This window comes from Acidovorax sp. SUPP3434 (assembly GCF_030159015.1).
In the GTDB taxonomy this organism is placed as follows: Bacteria; Pseudomonadota; Gammaproteobacteria; order Burkholderiales; family Burkholderiaceae_C; genus Paracidovorax.
The window spans coordinates 110,806-129,004 of the sequence record NZ_BQXL01000003.1 but is presented as its reverse complement, the minus strand read 5'-3'; the positions used below and the strand labels follow the sequence as shown (position 1 = coordinate 129,004).

The window sequence follows — 18,199 nt, the reverse complement described above, 5'->3', positions numbered from 1 at the left end:
GGGCGCCCATGGGACAATCCCGCCCATGCATGCATTGTTTGAAGAAGCCGGCAAATTTCTCGCCGGACGCATCCTTTCCGAGGCCGAAAGCTCCGCCCAGATCGAGCTCGACTCGGGCAAACGGGTGAAGGTCAAGGCCGCCCACCTGCTGATCCGGTTCGAAAAACCCGCCCCGGCCGAGATGCTCGCCCAGGCGCAGGCCGTGGCCGCGTCGATCGAACTCGACCTGGCCTGGGAGTTCGCCCCCGAGGACGAATTCGGCTTCGCCGACCTGGCGCGGGACTATTTCTCCGAGAACGCCACCCTCGTCCAGCAGGCCGGCGCGCTGTTCGCGCTGTACGAGGCGCCGCACTACTTCCGCCGCGCGGGCAAGGGCCGCTTCAAGAAGGCGCCGGCCGAGATCCTGCAGCAGGCGCTGGCCGCCATCGAGAAAAAGAAGCTCGTGCTGCAGCAGATCGCCGACTGGGCCGAGCAGCTCGGCCGGGGCGAGTGCCCGCAGCCCATCCGCGAGCAGCTCTACAAGATCCTGTTCCGGCCCGACAAGAACGCGCCCGAGTACAAGGCCGTGGTGGAGGCCAGCCGCGCCACCCACCTGCCGCCGCTCGATCTGCTGCAGCGGGCCGGCGCCATCGACTCGGCCTACCAGTTCCACTGGAAGCGCTTCCTGTTCGACAACTTTCCCAAGGGCACCGGCTTTGCGGCCATCACCGCGCCGCAGCCGCCCGACGACCTGCCGCTGGCGCCCGTGCAGGCCTATTCCATCGACGACTCCCAGACGACCGAGATCGACGACGCGCTGTCGGTGCAGGGCCTGGGCACCGGCACCGTGGTGCTGGGCATCCACATCGCGGCGCCGGGCCTGGCCATCGTGCCGGGCACGCCGCTCGACCAGTTGGGGCGCAACCGCCTGTCCACGGTGTACATGCCCGGCTACAAGATCACCATGCTGCCCGACGAGGTGGTGAAGATCTACACGCTGGACGAAGGCCGCGCCAACCCGGCCGTGTCGCTCTACGTGACCATCGACGAGGCCACGCTCGAAGTCACCGGCACCGAAACCAAGCTGGAACGCGTGCCCGTGGCGGCCAACCTGCGCCACGACCAACTGGACCACATCGTCACCGAAGCCTGGCTGACCGACCCCACGGTGCAGGCCCCGGAAGCCCCCCAGCGCTTGCTGGAGCTGCGCGGGCAGCTATCGTTTCTGTACCGCCTGGCCCAAAGCCTCAAGGCCCAGCGCGAGGTGGTGCGCGGCAAGCCCGAGACCTTCAACCGGCCGGACTACAACTTCCGCCTCACCGGCAACGACAGCGCCGAGCCGCAGGGCCGCGAGACCGTCTCGATCACCACGCGCCGGCGCGGCGCCCCGCTGGACCTGATCGTGGCCGAGGCCGCCATCGTGGCCAACAGCACCTGGGGCGGCCTGCTGGCCGACCACGGCGTGCCCGGCATCTACCGCAGCCAGGCCAGCCTGGCGCCCGGCGTGAAGGTGCGCATGGGCACCAAGGCGCTGCCGCACGCGGGCATCGGCGTCAAGAGCTACGCCTGGGCCACCTCGCCGCTGCGCCGCTACGTGGATCTGGTGAACCAGTGGCAGATCATCGCGTGCGTGCGCCACGGCAAGACCGCCGCGCTGGCCGCGCCGTTCAAGCCCAAGGACGCGGACCTGTTCTCGGTCATCAGCAGCTTCGATGCGGCCTACAGCGCCTACAACGGCTACCAGGCCGGCATGGAGCGCTTCTGGACGCTGCAGTACCTGCAGCAGAACGGCATCGCGGAGATCGAGGCCACCGTGTTCAAGGAAGGCCCCGGGGGGAGCTTCCTCGTGCGGGCCGACACGCTGCCGCTGGTGCTGCCCGTGCTGGGCGCGCAGAACCTGCCGCGTGGCGCGCGGGTGCGCGTCAAGCTCGGTGAGATCGACGAGATCACGCTCGACGTGAACGGCACGGTGCTGGAGCGCCTGGACAGCCCCGCCGACAGCGCCGAGGCCGCGCCGCAGGGCGACGAGGCGGGCGAGGACGACGAAGAGGCCGTGGCCGGCCCCATCGCCATCGCGGTGGACGTGAACGAAACCGAGGCCGGCGCCAGCGCCAGCACGGATAATCGGGCGCCGTGAAACTGCCCGCCTTCTTCCAACGATTCAGCACGCTGCAGTTGGCGCTCGGCGTGTCCATCGCCGTGCATGCGGTGCTGCTGTCGGTGCGGTTCATCGACCCCGAGAGCTTCAACCGCGTCTTCCAGGACACGCCGCTGGAAGTGATCCTGGTCAACGCCAAGTCCAACGAGCGGCCGGACAAGGCCCAGGCGATCGCGCAGTCGTCGCTGGCCGGCGGCGGCGAGGCCGCCAAGGGCCGCGCGACCAGCCCCCTGCCCTACTCGGCCCTGACGGCGGTGGGCGACGATTTCGAGGAGGCCCAGCGCAAGCTCGACGCCATGCAGGAGCAGCAAAGCCAGCTGCTGGCCCAGCTGCGCAAGCAGCTGGCCACCCTGCCGGTGCCCGACCCGCGCCAGCCCAGCCAGAGCGCCGATGCCCTGGCGCAGGAGGAAAAGCGCCGCCAGCTCATCAAACTGCTGGCCGAGATCGAAAAGCGCATCAACGAAGAGAACGCCCGCCCCAAGAAGCGCTACATCAGCCCCGCCACGCGCGAGGAGGTCTACGCGATCTACTACGACGGGCTGCGCCGCAAGATCGAGGACAAGGGCACCGACAACTTTCCCGAACAGGGCGGCAAGAAGCTCTACGGCGAGCTGACGATGATCGTGACTGTCAACCACGACGGCACGGTGCTGGAGACCGAGATCGTGCAGGGCTCGGGCAACCGCCTGCTCGACAACCGCGCCCAGGCCATCGCCCGCTCGGCCGGGCCGTTCGGCGTGTTCGGCCCCGCCATGCGGGCCAAGGCCGACCAGATCGCTGTGGTTTCGCGCTTCAAGTTCACGCGCGACCAGACGCTGGAAACCAGCGTGCGCTGACGCCGCGCCCCCCTTCGCCGTACGTCCTGCGCCGTACTTTTCTTGCCGCTTTTCTTCCGCACGACACCCCGATGACTTCGCCCGTGGATTCCTACTGCGTGATGGGCAACCCGGTCGAGCACAGCCGCTCGCCCTGGATCCATGCGCGCTTCGCCGAACTCACTGGCGAGCGCCTGTCGTATGCCCGCCGGCTGGTGCCGCTGGACGGCTTCCCGCAGGCCCTGGCCGACTTCGCCGCGGCGGGCGGGCGCGGCTGCAACGTGACCGTGCCCTTCAAGCTCGACGCCGCACGGCTGGCCGCCCAGGGCAGCGAGCGGGTGCGGCTGGCCGGTGCGGCCAACACCCTTACCTTCGGCGACGACGGCCGCATCGCCGCCGACAACACCGACGGCCTGGGCCTGGTGGCCGACATCGTGCGCAACGCCGGCGTGCCCCTGGCGGGCAGCGACGTGCTGCTGGTGGGCGCGGGCGGCGCGGCGGCCGGGGCGCTGGGACCGTTGCTGCACGAACGGCCGCGCCGCATCGTGGTGGTCAATCGCACCGCGGCCCGCGCCCAGGCGCTGGTGCAGGCGCATGCCGATCTGGCTTTGCTACAAAAAACAGAGCTAAACGCCCTAGAAAATCATGCGCTGGAGGCCGATTTCGATGTGATCATCAACGCCACCGCCAGCAGCCTGGGCGGCGGCGGCATTCCGGTGCCGGCCCACGTACTGCGGGCCGGCAGCCTGGCCTACGACATGATGTACGGCCCCGCCGCGCAGGGGTTCCTGGACTGGGCCGCCCGCCACGGCGCGGTGCCGCGCGACGGGCTGGGCATGCTGGTGGAGCAGGCGGCCGAGGCGTTCGCCCTGTGGCGCGGCGTGCGCCCGCCCGCGGCCCAGGTGCTGGCCGAGCTGCGCGCCGCCATGGCCGCCGGCCACTGACCGGCCCCTGGGGAGAGACCACGGCATGAAAGGCTTGCTGCGTTGGATCGGGCTGGTGCTGCTGGCCTTCGTGGCGCTGCAGGTGTTCTTCGTCGGCCGCATCGCAGCCATGGTGGCGATCGACCCCGAATCCACCGCCTTCCAGCGCTCGGAGGCCTGGGGCCAGGTCGCCCACGGCTCGCTGCAATGGCGCCAGCAGTGGGTGCCTTACGGCCAGATCGCCGACACCCTCAAGCGCGCGGTGATCGCCTCGGAGGACGACGGCTTCGTCAACCACGACGGCGTGGACTGGAACGCGATCGAAAAGGCCTGGGAGCGCAACGCCCGCGCCGAGGCCCAGGCCGCCAAGCGCCAGGAGCTGCAGCCCGACCGGCCGGTGCGCAACCCCAAGATCCGCGGCGGCTCCACCATCACCCAGCAGCTGGCCAAGAACCTGCTGCTGTCGGGCGAACGAACGCTGCTGCGCAAGGGGCAGGAGTTCGTGCTCACGCTGGCGCTGGAGCAGCTGCTGAGCAAGCAGCGCATCCTGGAGATCTACCTCAACAGCGTGGAATGGGGCGATGGCGTCTTCGGAGCCGAGGCCGCCGCGCAGCACTACTTTCGCAAGAGCGCCTCGAAGCTCAGCGCGGCCGAGGCCGCCCGGCTGGCGGTGATGCTGCCGCAGCCCAAGCGCTTCGAGAAGGCGCCGGGCTCGGCCTACCTCTCCGGCCGCACGCGGGTGATCCTGGGACGCATGGGCTCGGCGGAATTGCCCTGACATGGCCGTGGGGACGAGCGGGGCGGCAGCAGCAGCACCGCTGCCAAAGCGGCCAGGTCAGACGTGCGGGCCGTTCAGCGCCTCGCCCAACTGTCCGGGCATGATGGCCGCCTCTTCCCCGATGCGGTCCGCCGTGGCCTGCACCAGGGGCAGGAAACGCTTGAGCATGCGCTCGTCCATCTGGCTGGCGAACGTCGAATACACCAGCGTGCCGCGCAGCACCCCGCCACCGAACACCGGCACCGCGAAGGCGGTGCTCTCGGCATTGCTGCGCGCGTGGCGGATGGCATAGCCCTGGCGCCGCGTCTGCTGCACGATCTTGCGCATCGCCCACAGGTCGGTGATCTTCTGGCTTTCGTCGCCATTCAGGTTGGCCGACTCCACCAGGATGCGGCGCTCGGCGCGGCTGCAGAAAGACAGGTAGGTGCGGCCCAGCGCGGACGGGATCAGCTCGTAGCGGCGCCCCAGGCTGGAGGGCCGGATCGCGTACGGGCTGTAGGGCATGGTGCAGAACACCACGCGGATCTGGTGCCCTTCGATCACCCCCAGGGACAGCGGCCACTTGATCTGGCGCGTGGTGGCGATCATCAGCGGCGCCGCCACTTCGGCCAGGCGCAGCTTTTCGTTGATGCCGCTGCTCAGGTTGCCCACGGCGAGCGTGAGCTGGTATTGCCCATAGGCGTGCGGATCGCTGCGCACGTATTTCTCGGACTCCAGCGTGCTCAGCAGGCGGTGCAGGGTCGATTTGGCCAGGCCGGTGCGCTGATGCAACTCCTGCAGGCTCCAGGTGGATCGCTCATTCATCACGCGAAGGATGAGCAGCGCTCGCTGCACGGAACGGACTTCGGTACTCATGTTTCTCTCTCGGTCTCGGGTTGGGCAGTATGGCGCACGCCATACACCCCGCGCAATATGTAGTACCAGGGGAGTCAGGCGGCGATGGATTCCAGCGCGCCCGCCATGGCCTGCCGTGCCGCGGCGCGAAGCAGCGCCTGGTCGGAGCCCACGACGAAGAAAGCGATGCCCAGCGCCCGCAGGCCGGCCACCTGCGCGGCATCGGACACGAAGCACCCCACGGCGCATTGCGCGGCGCGCCCGGCGGCGCACACCCGGGCGATGGCCTCGGCCACGCGCGGATCGCCCGGGCCGTCGGCCCCCAGGGACACGGCCAGATCGGCCGGCCCGACGAACAGGCAGTCCACGCCCGGCACGGCCGCGATCTCCCGCGCCTGCGCCACGGCCTCGCCGCTTTCGATCTGCACGATCACCGCGGTGTGCGCGTCGCTCAGCCGCAGGTGGTCGGCCATGCTCCGCTGGCCGTAGCCGCCGGCGCGCGGCGAGGCCGAATAGCCCCGGGTGCCGCCGTAGCGCGCCGCACGCACGACTTCGAGCGCGATGGCGGCGGAGTCCACGTGCGGCACCATCACCCCGGCCGCGCCCATGTCCAGCGCCTGCTGGATGGCCGCGCCGCGCGGATAGGGCACGCGCACCAGCACCGGCAGGGCGCACGCGCGCGCCGCGAGCAGGCTGCGGTCCAGGCTCTCCGGCCCGAAGGGCGCATGCTCGGCATCGAGCACCAGGGTGTCCAGGCCCGTGGCGGCGAGCACCTCCACCGTCTGGTGCGAGGTGGTCTTCACGAACGTGGCGAACAGAAAATCGCCCGCCACCAGCCGCTCGCGCAGGGACGGGGCCTCATCGGCGGCGCCGGGGCGGGCCGCCGTCATGCCAGGTATTCCGGGCGCGCGGGGGTGAAGACGTCGAGATTGAGCACCGGCTCGTCGCCCACCACGATGCCGTGGTGCATGGCGTTGGGAGGCACCACCAGCAGGCTTCCCGGGCCCAGGCGCACCACCTGGCCCTCCACGTAGAAGTCGATCTGGCCCGCCAGGATGTACACCACCTGCTCATGGGGATGGGAATGCGGGCGTGGCTCGTGGCCCGGCAGCAGCCGGTGCAGCGCGAGCGTGACGTGCTCGCTGCCGAATGCCTTGCGTTCGATGCCGTGGCGCACGGGCTTCCATTCCATCGCATTCCAATCGACGCTGTTCAGCGCCATGGGCAGGGGGTGTGGGGCGTTCATTCGGAGGAAATTCCCAGCGACTTGATGGTGGAAGACCACAGCCGGTAGTCAGCCTGCAGGATCTCGCGCAATTGAACCGGGTCCACGGGCGCCCGCACCATGCCCAGGCCCTTGAGCCGCTCGGCGACCTCGGGCAGGCCGGTCACCCGGTTGATCTCGTGGTTGATGAGGGCGCGGCGCGCCACGTCCAGCCCCTTGGGCGCGAACACGCCGTACCAGTTGGTGACCTCGAAGCCCTTGAGCGTCTCGGCCGCGCTGGGCACGTCGGGCAGCAGGTCGGAGCGGGTCTTTTCGGTGACGGCGATCAGGCGCACCTTGCCGGCCTGCGCATGCGGCAGCAGCAGCGAGGCGCCGCCTGCGAACATCTGGCATTCGCCCTGCAGCAGTGCGGCGACGGCCGGGCCGCCGCCCTTGTAGGGCACGTGCACGATGTCCAGTTGCGCCGTCTTGGCCAGCAGCGCGAGCGTGAGGTGGTTGTGGGTGCCAATGCCGCCCGAGGCGTAGTTGAGCTTGCCCGGGTTGGCGCGGATGTAGGCCAGCAGTTCGGGGAAGGTGCGCGCCGGCACGCTGGGCGAGACGGCGATGACGTTGATCGCGTAGGCCAGCATGGCCACGGTGTCGAAATCGTTCATCGGATCGAACGCCAACTGCTTGTACAGGCTGCCGTTCATGGCATGCGTGGACATGGCGCCGATCTCGAGGGTGTAGCCGTCGGCGGGGGACCGGGCCACCAGCGCGGCGCCCAGGTTGCCGCCCGCGCCGGCCATGTTTTCCACCACCATCGGCTGGCCGCTGGCGGGGAACAGGTGCTTGGACAGCAGCCGCCCGAGGATGTCGGTCGAGCCGCCCGGCGCGAACGGCACGATCAGGCGCACGGGGTGGGTGGGAAAGTCGGCGCCGGCCTGCGCCCTCGCCAGCATGGGCAAGGCGCCCGAGGCACCCAGAACCAGGGCCTGGCGGCGTGTGGTCGAAACGTTCATGGAGAAACTCCCTGCTTTTTTAGCGGAATCGCCGCGGTGAAGCGGTACGGACAGTCTAGAAGTGGCCTCGCGAAAGGGAAGCGCGAACTTGGAAAATTCCACTTCGCAGAACGAATCTTCCCGGTGCGCGGCCGGCCCGTGGCGGGGCCCCGCCGGCCCACGGTGCAGGCCGGCGCGGCCCCTTTGCCACGCCCCCGTATCATCGCCGCCATGCTTTCCAAGTTGATGAGCCTTTTCCTCCTCGGGCTGGTGCGATTTCTCACCGGTTCCCAGGCCCGCTGGTACGGCTGCCCGCCCAAGGCCGAGCAACGCATCTATTTCGCCAACCACCAGAGCCACGCCGACCTGGTGATGATCTGGGCCGCGCTGCCGCAGGAGTTGCGCAGCATCACCCGCCCCATCGCCGCCAAGGACTACTGGACCAAGACGCCCTTCCGGCACTGGCTCACCTCGGCGGTATTCAACGCCGTGTACGTGGACCGCCAGTCGGGCACACCTGCCGCGGCGCCAGCGGCGGCGCCCGGCGCCGAAACGGCCGCCCTGAACCCCGCCCCGCCGGCCCCGGTGGACGGCCAAACCGCCCTGAACGCGGCCTACATTCCGCAGAGCGGATCGCCGGTGGAGGCCCCAGTCCCGGCACCCCACGAAGCGGCCGCCGAACCCGCGCCGCCGACGCCCGAAGCCCTGCGCGCCGCGCTCGCGCCCGACGACCCGCTGGCCCCGCTGGTGCAGGCGCTGTCCAGCGGCGATTCGATCGTGATCTTTCCCGAGGGCACGCGCGGCCACGGCGACGAGCCCCAGCCCTTCAAGTCGGGGCTGTACAAGCTGGCGCTGATGTTCCCGCAAGCGGTGCTGGTGCCGGCCTGGATCCACAACGTGCAGCGCGTCATGCCCAAGGGCGAAGTGGTGCCCGTGCCCATCCTGTGCTCGGTGACCTTCGGCGCCCCGATCCAGGTCGAGCCCGGCGAGGAGCGCCGCCCGTTCCTGGACCGCGCGCGCCGCGCCGTCATCGCGCTGCGGGAGGTCTGAGATGAACGACTTCCTTCGCAACCTCACCACCACGCAGCAGATCGGCGCGCTCTTTGTCGCGATGTTCGGGCTGCTCTCGTTGGTCACCCTCTACGCCTTCTTCCAGACCCTGCGCGAGGCGCGCGGCACCGGCGTGCAGGACCAGGCCGAGCACGAGGCGCACCAGCAGGAATGGCGGCGCTTCTGGAGCCTGCTCAAGACCTCGTGGTTCATGACCACCGTGTTCTGGGTGGGCTGGGCCCTGGGCGATACCGTGGCCACCGTGCTCTTCGCCATCGTGGCGTTCTTCGCGCTGCGCGAATTCATCACGCTCTCACCCACGCGCCGGGGCGACCACCGCAGCCTGGTGCTGGCCTTCTTCGTGGTGCTGCCGCTGCAGTTCATCATCGTAGGCACGCGCAAGTTCGACCTGTTCACGGTGTTCATCCCGGTGTACGTCTTTCTCGCGCTGCCGGTGGCCAGCGCGCTCGCCAACGACCCCGAGCGCTTCCTGGAGCGCAACGCCAAGCTGCAGTGGGGGATCATGGTGTGCGTGTACGGCATGAGCCATGTGCCCGCGCTGCTGCTGCTCGACTTTCCGGGCTACGAGGGCAAGGGCGCCTTCCTGGTGTTCTTCCTGGTCGTGGTGGTGCAGGCCGGCGTGATCGCCCAGCACCTGCTGGGCCGCCGGTTCCCCCACAAGCCGGTGGCGCCGCAGGTGAGCCAGAGCTTCCAGTGGCTGAGCTGGGCCAGCGGGGTGGCGGTGGGCGGCGTGGCCGGGGTCATGCTGTCGTTCATCACGCCGTTCAAGCCAGGGCAGGCGCTGGGCATGGCCCTGCTGGCGTGCCTGGCGGGCAGCCTGGGCCACCTGGTGATGAAGGCGCTCAAGCGCGACCGCGGCATCACCAGCTGGGGCATGCAGGGCCAGTCGGTCACGGGTGCGGGCGGGCTGCTGGACCGGGTGGACGCGCTGTGCTTTGCGGCGCCGGTGTTCTTCCACTCCGTGCGCTGGTACTTCGGCTTGTAGGCGAAATCGACCCCATGCCCTAGAACTTATTGCCCTCGATGCTATGAATAAGTGAGCACATGCGAATCCTGGGAATCGACCCCGGCCTGCAGACCACCGGCTTCGGCGTGGTGGATGTGGACGGCCACGCGCTGAGCTACGTCGCGAGCGGGACGATCCGCACCACGGCGCTCGCGCTGGGCAACCTGCCGGGCCGGCTCAAGGTGCTGTTCGACGGCATCACCGAAGTGGTGGCGCGCTACCAGCCCGACGTGGCCACGGTGGAAATCGTCTTCGTGAACGTGAACCCCCAGTCCACCCTGCTGCTGGGCCAGGCGCGGGGCGCCTGCATCACCGCCCTGGTGGCCAGCGACCTGCCGGTGGCCGAGTACACCGCGCTGCAGATGAAGAAGGCCGTGGTCGGCCACGGCCGGGCCGCCAAGACCCAGGTGCAGGAGATGGTGCGGCGGCTGCTGCACCTGCCGGGCCTGCCCGGCTCCGATGCGGCCGATGCGCTGGGCATGGCCATCACCCACGCGCATGCGGGGGCGGCCATGGCGCGCCTGGGCGAGGCGGCCACGCTCAACCGGCGCCAGCACGCCATGTACAAGGGCGGCCGCAGCTACTGACCGGCGGGGTGCGCCGGCATCGGGCCCCTCGGCCCAGGTGCAGGCCAGCGGCCTACTGGAAGACGATCTGCGCGATCACCCCGGTGCCGATGGCGATGAGCAGGTAGTCCGGCCCGTTCTGCACCCAGTGGTATCCCCGCGGCGGAGGAGCCAGATGGTGGTGGCGCCAGTTGTTCACCACGTAATGGTGCGAGCGGTACATGGGCGGCACGCGGCTGCCTCGGTACCAGTTGTGCTGCGGGCCGACGCCGCGCCGACCGTGCATCTGCGGATGGCCGGGGTGCGCCATCGGCGGTCCGGGCCGGTACACCGGGCCGCCGTGGTAGGCCTGCGGCGGCGGGCCCGGGTGGCGGTAGGCCGGCGGGCCACGGCGGTCGTCGTGACGGCGGTCGCCGTGGCGTGCGTCGTCGCGGCCCCGGTCGTCGTGCCGGCCGCCGTGGCGCTGGCCATGTCGCTGCTCGTACCGGTCGTCGCGCGGCTGGGCTTCGGCGCCCAGCGATGCCGCGCCCAGAAGGACGGCCACGCACGCGGCGGCCAGGCCCTGCAGGCGGCGGGGTGTGGGAGCGGTCGAAGCGGTGATGGGGGTTCCCGCGGCGGCAGAACAGCCGGGGAAGGAATGCAGGGTCGAAGCGTCTCGCGACATTTCCAGCCTTTCGAAAAGGTTGAACATGCCCGCATGGTGCCGCAATTTGCCGCCCCCCGGTCCCGGGGCGGCCCTGCTTTACCGGAGGTTTTCCCGCGGTTGCCACAGGTTTGCACGCGCTGCACACCGGCAACGAAATGCATCAGCGGGGGCCAGGCGCGGGATAGGAGTGGGCAGCGCAGGGAGCCCCACCCTGCACCGCCCCCGTCGACGATGCTCAGTGCAGCTGCAACGCCTTGGCTTGCTGCGCCACTGCGGGCGACGGCACGCCGGCAGGGGAACGCGCGGCGACCCGGCCCGCAGGGGCTTCGGCGGCATCGCTCAGCTTGAACTGGCTCACGGCCTGGGTGAGCTGGTTGGCCTGGTCGCGCAAGGATTCCGATGCGGCGGTGGATTGCTCCACCAGCGCGGCGTTCTGCTGCGTCATCTGGTCGAGCTGGCTCACCGACTGGCTGATCTGCCCGATGTTGTCGCTTTGCTCGGACGACGCGGCGGTGATCTCGGAAATGATGTCCGACACCCGGCGCACGCTGCCCACGATCTCGTTCATGGTCGCACCAGCCTCGCTCACCAGGCGCGAGCCGTCTTCCACGCGGTCCACCGACGAGCCGATGAGGCCCTTGATCTCCTTGGCCGCCTCGGCGCTGCGCTGCGCCAGGCTGCGCACCTCGCTGGCCACCACGGCGAAGCCGCGGCCCTGCTCGCCGGCGCGGGCGGCTTCCACCGCCGCGTTCAGCGCCAGGATGTTGGTCTGGAAGGCGATGGAATCGATCACGCCGGTGATGTCGGCGATCTTGCGCGAGCTGTCGGTGATCTGCCCCATGGTGCTGACCACCTGCGACACCACGGCGCCGCCGCGCGCGGCCACCTCGGCCGCGGTGGTGGCGAATTCGCTCGCCTGGCGCGCGGACTGCGCGCTCTGCTGCACGGTGCTGGTGAGCAGCTCCATGGACGACGCGGTTTCTTCCAGGTTGGCCGCCGTCTGCTCGGTGCGCTGGCTCAGGTCGTGGTTGCCCGAGGCGATCTCGGTGCTGGCCGTGGAGATGCTGCCCGACGCTTCCTGCACCTGGCGCACCAGTCCGCGCAGCGAGTCCTGCATGCGGCCCATGGCGGTCACCAACTGGCCCACCTCGTCCTGCTGCGTGGCATGCACCTCGTGCGACAGATCGCCGCTGGCGATGCGCTCGGCCAGATCGCGCGCCTGGGCCAGCGATTGCGTGATGGAGCGCACGCTGAAGAAGGTCAGCGGAATGAGCACCGCCAGCCCCAGCAGGAGCCCGCCGCCGATCGCGGCCGACATGAAGGCCGTGCGCGCTTCCACGCCCTGGCGCGCCTCCTCCATCTGCTGGCGCGCGGTGGTGGCCAGGCTGGCGAACAGCTGGTCGGTGGCCTCCATGTGCTGCTTGAGGCGGTCGGCATAGGCGCCGCCCCCAGCCCCGTCGATCTGCGCGCGCTCGATCTGCTCGAAGATGGGCGAGATGCCGGCCTCGTACTGCTTGATCTCGGCGAGCGACTTGTCGATGCCCTCGACGAAGGCGGCATCCCCCGCCTGGGCCTGCCGCACGTCGGCCAGGCTCTTGCGCAGCGCGGCGAGCGTCTTGCCCCAGCTGTCGCGCAGGGCCGACACTTCGACCGAGTTGTTGAAGTTGATGATGATGTCCTTCTCGGCCCGGCGCAGATTCCCCAGTGTGGTGCGCAGTTCGGCCATGTCGGTCAGGGTCTGCACGCGCTGCGAAAACAGCACCTGCAACGTGTCCCGCGTCCGGTCCAGGGCGAGATAGCCCATGGCACCGATGACGACGAGGAGCACCAAGGAAAAGATCGTCCCGAAATACAGGCGGGTGCGAATCGACAGGCGGCCCAGAGCGTTCATGGCTCTCCTCTACAAAATGTTACTTGAGCGTTAGCAATAACCACGCCACCAAAAAAACACGGCCTCGTGGGCCGCATCGGCGATCACTATATGCGGCGCCCTGCCAATAGCCGACGGGGTATTCACCGAGGGGCCAACACGCGGCGCCATGCCCTCACACCGTGCAGTGGAAAACAAATTGTCACAAATAGAGGGCAAAGTCACTGCCATCGCGACCGCGCCGGCCCGCGCCTTCCGGCCCCGCCATGGCGCCCGCCATACCTTCGGACTCCACATGGCACACCCCTTCACTGCATCTCCCGCGTCCCACGAATCCCCTGCCCCCAATGCCGCCCGGCCGGGCACCGGCTCACTGAGCCAGCGCCTGCTGACTGTCTTTCTCGCCGTCCTGGCGCTGAGCCTGGTGGGCTCGGCCATCGGCATCTGGTCGCTGCACCACATCGGCCGCGCCACGGACGCCATGGTGCAGCGCAGCGTCGCGACCGAGCGCCTGGTGGCCGATGCGTACCGGCTGCAGGCCATCAACGCCGAGCGCTACAAGGCCGTGGCACTGAGTTCCGAACCCGAGGTGGGCGAGATCCTCGGCGCCGACATCGCACGCACCCAGCAGCAGTACGACGCGCTGGTCGCCCAACTGGCCCGGCGGCTCGAAGGCACCGAGGACATGCAGCAGGTGGCGCAGGTGCGCACCATGGGCGCCACCTTTCTGGCCGCGCGGACGGAGCTGGTGGCCGCGCGCGATTCGGGCCTCACCGAGCGCATCCGCAAGGTCTACGGTGAACGCTTCCTGCCCTCGGCCACGGCGCTGCTCCAGGCGCTCGAAGCGCTCTCGCAGTCGCAGCGGCAGGACATCGACGAAGCGGCGGCGCAGGTCGCGCGCCTGAGCGGCATGGCGCGCTGGGCGCTGGTGGCCTTCGGCGCGCTGTCGCTGGCCCTGGGCACCCTGCTGGCGCTGTGGCTGGTGCGCAGCATCACCCGCCCGATCGCCATCGCCAGCGCCACGGCGGACCGCGTGGCCGGGCTGGACCTGCGCCAGGACATCGCCGGCCACGAACGCGACGAAACCGGCCGCATGCTCACCTCGCTGTCGGTGATGCAGGGCGCGCTGCGCAGCCTGGTGCACCGCGTGCAGACCCTGGGGCAGAGCATCAGCGCCGCCTCGACCGACATCGCGGGCGGCAACGCCGACCTGTCCAACCGCACCGAGGAGGCCGCCGCGCGGCTGCAGGAAACCGCGGCCTCGCTGGAGCAGGTCACCCGCCGCGTGGCGGATGCGGCGGCGTCCGCCGAGCGCACGGAAGCCCTGGCCTCGCAGGCCGCCAGCGTGGCGCAGGAAGGCAGCGGCGTGGTCACGCAGGTCGTGGACACCATGGACCGCATCGCCACGGGCTCGCGCCGCATCGCCGACATCACCGGCGTGATCGACTCCATCGCCTTCCAGACCAACATCCTGGCGCTGAACGCCGCCGTGGAGGCCGCGCGCGCCGGCGACCAGGGCCGGGGCTTCGCCGTGGTGGCATCCGAAGTGCGCAGCCTGGCCAACCGCTCGGCCGAGGCCGCCAAGGAGATCAAGGCGCTGATCGCCGAGTCCGTGCAGCAGGTGGCCTCGGGCGCCAGCCTGGCCGGGCACGCCGGCCGCACGATGGAGCGCGTGGTCTCCACCATCCAGCACACGGCGCAAACCATGGGCGAGATCCGCAGCCACACCCGGTCGCAGAACCAGGACATCGCGGCCATCCACGCCGCCATGTCGCGGCTGGACGAGATGACGCAGCAGAACGCGGCGCTGGTGGAACAATCCGCCGCCGCGGCGGAAAGCCTGCGCGGGCAGGCGCACGACCTGTCGTCGGTGATCAGCCGCTTCGCGCTGCCGCACTCCTCGGCGGCCAGCGAATCGGCGGAACGCCTCTCCGCGCCCGTGCCGGCGCCTTTGCCCGCAACGGTCCCTGCGGTGCGGGCCCTGCGCCTGGGCCACGCCTGAGGTCCGCCAGGGCACGCCTCCGCCTTGCCAGGCGGCGCGCCCTGCGCCCATGAAGGGCGATCAGCCCACCGGCTGGATCGGCACGTACAGCTCGCCGCCCGTGCCGCGGAACTCCACCGCCTTTTCCTGCAGGCCCTTGGCGGCGAACTCGCGCACCTCCTGCGTGATCTTCATCGAGCAGAACTTGGGGCCGCACATCGAGCAGAAGTGGGCGACCTTGGCGCTGTCTTTCGGCAGCGTTTCGTCGTGGTATTCCTGGGCCGTCTCGGGGTCGAGGCCCAGGTTGAACTGGTCCTGCCAGCGGAAATCGAAACGCGCCTGGGAGAGCGCGTCGTCGCGCGCGCGGGCGCCGGGGTGGCCCTTGGCCACGTCGGCGGCGTGCGCGGCGATCTTGTAGGCAATGATGCCCTGCTTGACGTCGTCGCGGTCGGGCAGGCCCAGGTGCTCCTTGGGCGTCACGTAGCACAGCATGGCCGTGCCCATCCAGCCGATCATGGCCGCGCCGATGGCGCTGGCGATGTGGTCGTAGCCCGGGGCGATGTCGATGGTCAGCGGGCCCAGCGTGTAGAACGGCGCTTCGTGGCAGGTCTTGAGCTGCTCGGTCATGTTGGCCTGGATCATGTGCATGGGCACGTGGCCGGGGCCCTCGATCATGGTCTGCACATCGTGCTTCCAGGCGGTCTGGGTGAGTTCGCCCAGCGTGTGCAGTTCGGCGAACTGCGCCTCGTCGTTGGCATCGGACGCGCAGCCGGGCCGCAGGCCATCGCCCAGGCTGAACGACACGTCGTACGCCTTCATGATGTCGCAGATGTCCTCGAAGTGCTCGTACAGGAAGCTCTCCTTGTGGTGCGCCATGCACCACTTGGCCATGATGGAGCCGCCGCGCGAGACGATGCCGGTGCGGCGCTGGGCCGTGAGGTGGATGTAGGCCAGCCGCACGCCCGCGTGGATGGTGAAGTAGTCCACGCCCTGCTCGGCCTGCTCGATGAGCGTGTCGCGGAAGATGGCCCAGGTCAGGTCTTCGGCCACGCCGCCGACCTTCTCCAGCGCCTGGTAGATGGGCACCGTGCCGATCGGCACCGGCGAGTTGCGCACGATCCAGTCCCGCGTGGTGTGGATGGCCTTGCCGGTGGACAGGTCCATCACGTTGTCGGCGCCCCAGCGGATGGCCCACACCAGCTTTTCCACTTCTTCCTCGATGCTGGAGGTGACGGCCGAGTTGCCGATGTTGGCGTTGATCTTGACCTTGAAGTTGCGCCCGATCGCCATCGGCTCCACCTCGGGGTGGTTGATGTTGGCGGGAATGATCGCGCGACCGCGGGCCACTTCATCGCGCACGAACTCGGGCGTGATGATCTTCGGGATGCTCGCGCCCATGGGGTTGCCCATCAGGCGCTGCTCGCGGCCCGCATCCTGCATGTACTGCGCCATCCATTCGCGGCGGCCGTTCTCGCGGATGGCCACGTATTCCATCTCGGGCGTGACGATGCCGCGGCGCGCATAGTGCATCTGCGTCACGTTGGCGCCGCTCTTGGCGCGCAGCGGCTGGCGCTGCAGCGCGGCGGCCTCGGCCCGCAGCTGGGCCAGGCGGGCGGCATCCTCGCTCTTTTGGCCATCGTCCAGCGCCACGGGCGGGCGGCCCTCGTAGTGCTCCACGTCGCCGCGCGCCGCGATCCAGCCGCCGCGCACGCTGGCCAGGCCCTGGCGCACGTCGATCACGGCCTCGGGGTCGGTGTAGGGGCCGGAGGTGTCGTACACGCTGACCTGCTCGCCGTTGGTGAGCGCGATGTCGCGCACCGGCACGCGCAGGTCCGCGTGCGTGTGGCCGGGCAGGTAGGCCTTGCGCGATGCGGGAAAGGGCGCGCGGGTGAGCGCGAGCAGTTCGGCGAATTTTTCGCGGGCGAGGGGTTCGGGTGCGTTCATGGGGCAGGTCTCCTGTTTCCGGGGGCGGTGGGGCTGCTCCGGAAATGGACCTGTGCCTGGAACCCGGGCGCAGGGCGCCTGGTGAAGCGGTGCGTGCCACGCGGGTGCGGGCACGGTCACGGGAGGTCGGCTCTTCTTCCGCCGGTATGAACCGGATCAAGTTCGTCGGGTTCGCAAGCCAGCCTGACATTCGTCAGGCCGCCCGCATCTCAGCGCATCAGCACACCCCGGAGCAGGCGCCAGTATAGGCCAGCCCCCTCGCCCGCCGCCATCCCTCCGTGCCGGTCAGGCGATGCGCCCCAGGATGAGCACGGCGAAGAACACGAAGCCGGCGATCACCGTCCACTTCAGGATGATGAGCCCCCAGCGCTTGTAGCGCGCCTGCCCCGTGCCCACGTAGAACGCGAACGACACCGCTGCCATGAGCAGCAGCAGGGTGGCGATCCAGCGAAAGATCAGCATGCCGCGAAGCCCCTGCGCCGCCCTACCACGCGGCCACCGGCTGGGCGAAGCCGGCGGGCGCCTGGCGCTCGTTGTCGAACGTGGCGATTTCCCAGGCGTCCTCTTGCGCGAGCAGTTCGCGCAGCAGCAGGTTGTTCATCGCGTGGCCCGAGCGGAACGCGCTGTAGGCCGCCAGCAGCGGCTTGCCGACGAGGTACAGGTCGCCGATGGCATCGAGGATCTTGTGCTTCACGAACTCGTCGTCGTAGCGCAGGCCGTCGCTGTTGAGTACCTTGTAGTCGTCCATGACGATGGCGTTGTCCAGCCCGCCACCCAGCGCCAGGCCGCTGGCGCGCATCATCTCCACGTCCTTGGTGAAGCCGAACGTGCGCGCGCGCGCGATATCGCGGGTGTAGTTGCCGGAGCCGAGGTCGAACTCCACGCTCTGTCCGGTGGAATCGACCGCCGGGTGGGCGAAGTCGATCTCGAAGCGCAGCTTGTAGCCGTGGTACGGGTCGAGCCGCGCCCACTTCGTGCTCGGGCCCGTGCCCTCGCGCACCTCGACCGGGCGCGTCACGCGGATGAAGCGCTTGGGCGCCTGCTGCAGCTCCACGCCGGCGCTCTGCAGCAAGAACACGAACGAGGCGGAGGAGCCGTCGAGGATGGGCACCTCTTCAGCCGTGATGTCGATGTACAGGTTGTCCAGCCCCAGGCCCGCGCAAGCCGACATCAGGTGCTCGACCGTGTGCACCTTCGCGCCGCCCACGCCGATGGTGGAGGCCATGCGCGTGTCCACCACGGCCATGGCGGTGATGGGAATGTCCACCGGCTCGGGCAGGTCCACGCGGCGGAACACGATGCCCGTGTCGGGCTGGGCGGGGCGCAGCGTCAATTCGACGCGCTGGCCGCTGTGCAGGCCCACGCCGACGGCGCGGGTCAGGGTCTTGATCGTGCGTTGCTGGAGCATCGGTCGATTTTAGAG

General features: G+C 69.6%; 17 protein-coding genes and 1 riboswitch. Of the genes, 8 read left to right on the top strand and 9 right to left on the bottom strand.

Annotation, left to right across the window (positions count from 1 at the left end):
• The first annotated feature begins 25 nt into the window (after positions 1 to 25).
• The 4 genes from AVKW3434_RS07015 to mtgA all read left to right on the top strand — a co-directional run bounded on the left by AVKW3434_RS07015 (position 26) and on the right by mtgA (position 4,653).
• Positions 26 to 2,116, top strand: a complete 2,091-nt coding sequence (locus tag AVKW3434_RS07015) for a ribonuclease catalytic domain-containing protein (protein ID WP_284405285.1) — start codon at positions 26 to 28, stop codon at positions 2,114 to 2,116.
• Positions 2,113 to 2,973, top strand: coding sequence for an energy transducer TonB (locus tag AVKW3434_RS07010; protein WP_284393069.1), 861 nt, complete (start codon positions 2,113 to 2,115; stop codon positions 2,971 to 2,973). Before AVKW3434_RS07015 ends, AVKW3434_RS07010 begins: the two co-directional genes overlap by 4 nt.
• A 71-nt stretch (positions 2,974 to 3,044) precedes the next feature.
• Positions 3,045 to 3,896: a shikimate dehydrogenase gene (gene aroE, locus AVKW3434_RS07005; protein ID WP_284405284.1), complete on the top strand. Its 852-nt coding sequence runs from the start codon at positions 3,045 to 3,047 to the stop codon at positions 3,894 to 3,896.
• Between the two features lie 25 nt (positions 3,897 to 3,921).
• Positions 3,922 to 4,653 carry a monofunctional biosynthetic peptidoglycan transglycosylase gene (gene mtgA, locus AVKW3434_RS07000; RefSeq protein WP_284405283.1) on the top strand — a complete coding sequence of 244 codons (732 nt, stop codon included), beginning with the start codon at positions 3,922 to 3,924 and terminating at the stop codon, positions 4,651 to 4,653.
• Between the two features lie 57 nt (positions 4,654 to 4,710).
• Here mtgA and AVKW3434_RS06995 read toward each other — a convergent pair whose 3' ends face one another.
• The 4 genes from AVKW3434_RS06995 to AVKW3434_RS06980 form a co-directional block, all read right to left on the bottom strand.
• Positions 4,711 to 5,508: an IclR family transcriptional regulator domain-containing protein gene (locus AVKW3434_RS06995; RefSeq protein ID WP_272567234.1), complete on the bottom strand. Its 798-nt coding sequence runs from the start codon at positions 5,506 to 5,508 to the stop codon at positions 4,711 to 4,713.
• Positions 5,509 to 5,582: 74 nt separating this feature from the next.
• Positions 5,583 to 6,377 carry an HpcH/HpaI aldolase family protein gene (locus AVKW3434_RS06990; protein ID WP_284405282.1) on the bottom strand — a complete coding sequence of 265 codons (795 nt, stop codon included), beginning with the start codon at positions 6,375 to 6,377 and terminating at the stop codon, positions 5,583 to 5,585.
• On the bottom strand, positions 6,374 to 6,733 hold the full coding sequence (locus AVKW3434_RS06985; protein WP_272567232.1) for a cupin domain-containing protein: 360 nt from the start codon (positions 6,731 to 6,733) through the stop codon (positions 6,374 to 6,376). The genes AVKW3434_RS06990 and AVKW3434_RS06985 overlap by 4 nt, the downstream gene beginning before the upstream one ends.
• On the bottom strand, positions 6,730 to 7,713 hold the full coding sequence (locus AVKW3434_RS06980; RefSeq protein ID WP_272567231.1) for a Bug family tripartite tricarboxylate transporter substrate binding protein: 984 nt from the start codon (positions 7,711 to 7,713) through the stop codon (positions 6,730 to 6,732). Before AVKW3434_RS06980 ends, AVKW3434_RS06985 begins: the two co-directional genes overlap by 4 nt.
• A 210-nt stretch (positions 7,714 to 7,923) precedes the next feature.
• On the opposite strand from AVKW3434_RS06980, the gene AVKW3434_RS06975 reads away from it, so the two are divergent.
• Genes AVKW3434_RS06975 through ruvC form a run of 3 tightly spaced genes read left to right on the top strand, consistent with a single transcriptional unit; the run spans position 7,924 to position 10,356 of the window.
• Positions 7,924 to 8,742, top strand: coding sequence for a lysophospholipid acyltransferase family protein (locus tag AVKW3434_RS06975; protein WP_284405281.1), 819 nt, complete (start codon positions 7,924 to 7,926; stop codon positions 8,740 to 8,742).
• A 1-nt stretch (position 8,743) separates the two neighbouring features.
• A complete protein-coding gene (locus AVKW3434_RS06970; RefSeq protein WP_284405280.1) occupies positions 8,744 to 9,748 on the top strand; it encodes a phosphatidate cytidylyltransferase in 1,005 nt (334 codons plus the stop codon).
• A 59-nt stretch (positions 9,749 to 9,807) separates the two neighbouring features.
• Positions 9,808 to 10,356: a crossover junction endodeoxyribonuclease RuvC gene (ruvC, locus tag AVKW3434_RS06965; RefSeq protein WP_272567228.1), complete on the top strand. Its 549-nt coding sequence runs from the start codon at positions 9,808 to 9,810 to the stop codon at positions 10,354 to 10,356.
• Positions 10,357 to 10,408: 52 nt separating this feature from the next.
• On the opposite strand, the gene AVKW3434_RS06960 is transcribed toward ruvC, so the two are convergent.
• Positions 10,409 to 10,999, bottom strand: a complete 591-nt coding sequence (locus AVKW3434_RS06960; RefSeq protein WP_349816829.1) for an RcnB family protein — start codon at positions 10,997 to 10,999, stop codon at positions 10,409 to 10,411.
• A gap of 217 nt (positions 11,000 to 11,216) precedes the next feature.
• On the bottom strand, positions 11,217 to 12,872 hold the full coding sequence (locus AVKW3434_RS06955) for a methyl-accepting chemotaxis protein (RefSeq protein ID WP_284405279.1): 1,656 nt from the start codon (positions 12,870 to 12,872) through the stop codon (positions 11,217 to 11,219).
• Between the two features lie 274 nt (positions 12,873 to 13,146).
• Between AVKW3434_RS06955 and AVKW3434_RS06950 the strand changes: the two genes are divergently transcribed.
• Positions 13,147 to 14,853 (top strand): methyl-accepting chemotaxis protein, encoded by a 1,707-nt coding sequence (locus AVKW3434_RS06950; protein ID WP_284405278.1) that lies wholly within the window; start codon positions 13,147 to 13,149, stop codon positions 14,851 to 14,853.
• Positions 14,854 to 14,913: 60 nt separating this feature from the next.
• Here the strand turns inward: AVKW3434_RS06950 and thiC are convergent, their stop codons facing one another.
• The 3 genes from thiC to lpxC all read right to left on the bottom strand — a co-directional run bounded on the left by thiC (position 14,914) and on the right by lpxC (position 18,184).
• Entirely contained in the window at positions 14,914 to 16,776 is a 1,863-nt protein-coding gene (gene thiC, locus AVKW3434_RS06945; protein WP_284405277.1) for a phosphomethylpyrimidine synthase ThiC, read from the bottom strand.
• Between the two features lie 116 nt (positions 16,777 to 16,892).
• Positions 16,893 to 17,016: riboswitch (TPP riboswitch) on the bottom strand.
• 45 nt (positions 17,017 to 17,061) lie between these two features.
• Positions 17,062 to 17,238 carry a hypothetical protein gene (locus tag AVKW3434_RS06940; protein WP_272567221.1) on the bottom strand — a complete coding sequence of 59 codons (177 nt, stop codon included), beginning with the start codon at positions 17,236 to 17,238 and terminating at the stop codon, positions 17,062 to 17,064.
• Positions 17,239 to 17,260: 22 nt separating this feature from the next.
• On the bottom strand, positions 17,261 to 18,184 hold the full coding sequence (lpxC, locus tag AVKW3434_RS06935; RefSeq protein WP_284405276.1) for a UDP-3-O-acyl-N-acetylglucosamine deacetylase: 924 nt from the start codon (positions 18,182 to 18,184) through the stop codon (positions 17,261 to 17,263).
• Between the last annotated feature and the right edge of the window lie 15 nt (positions 18,185 to 18,199).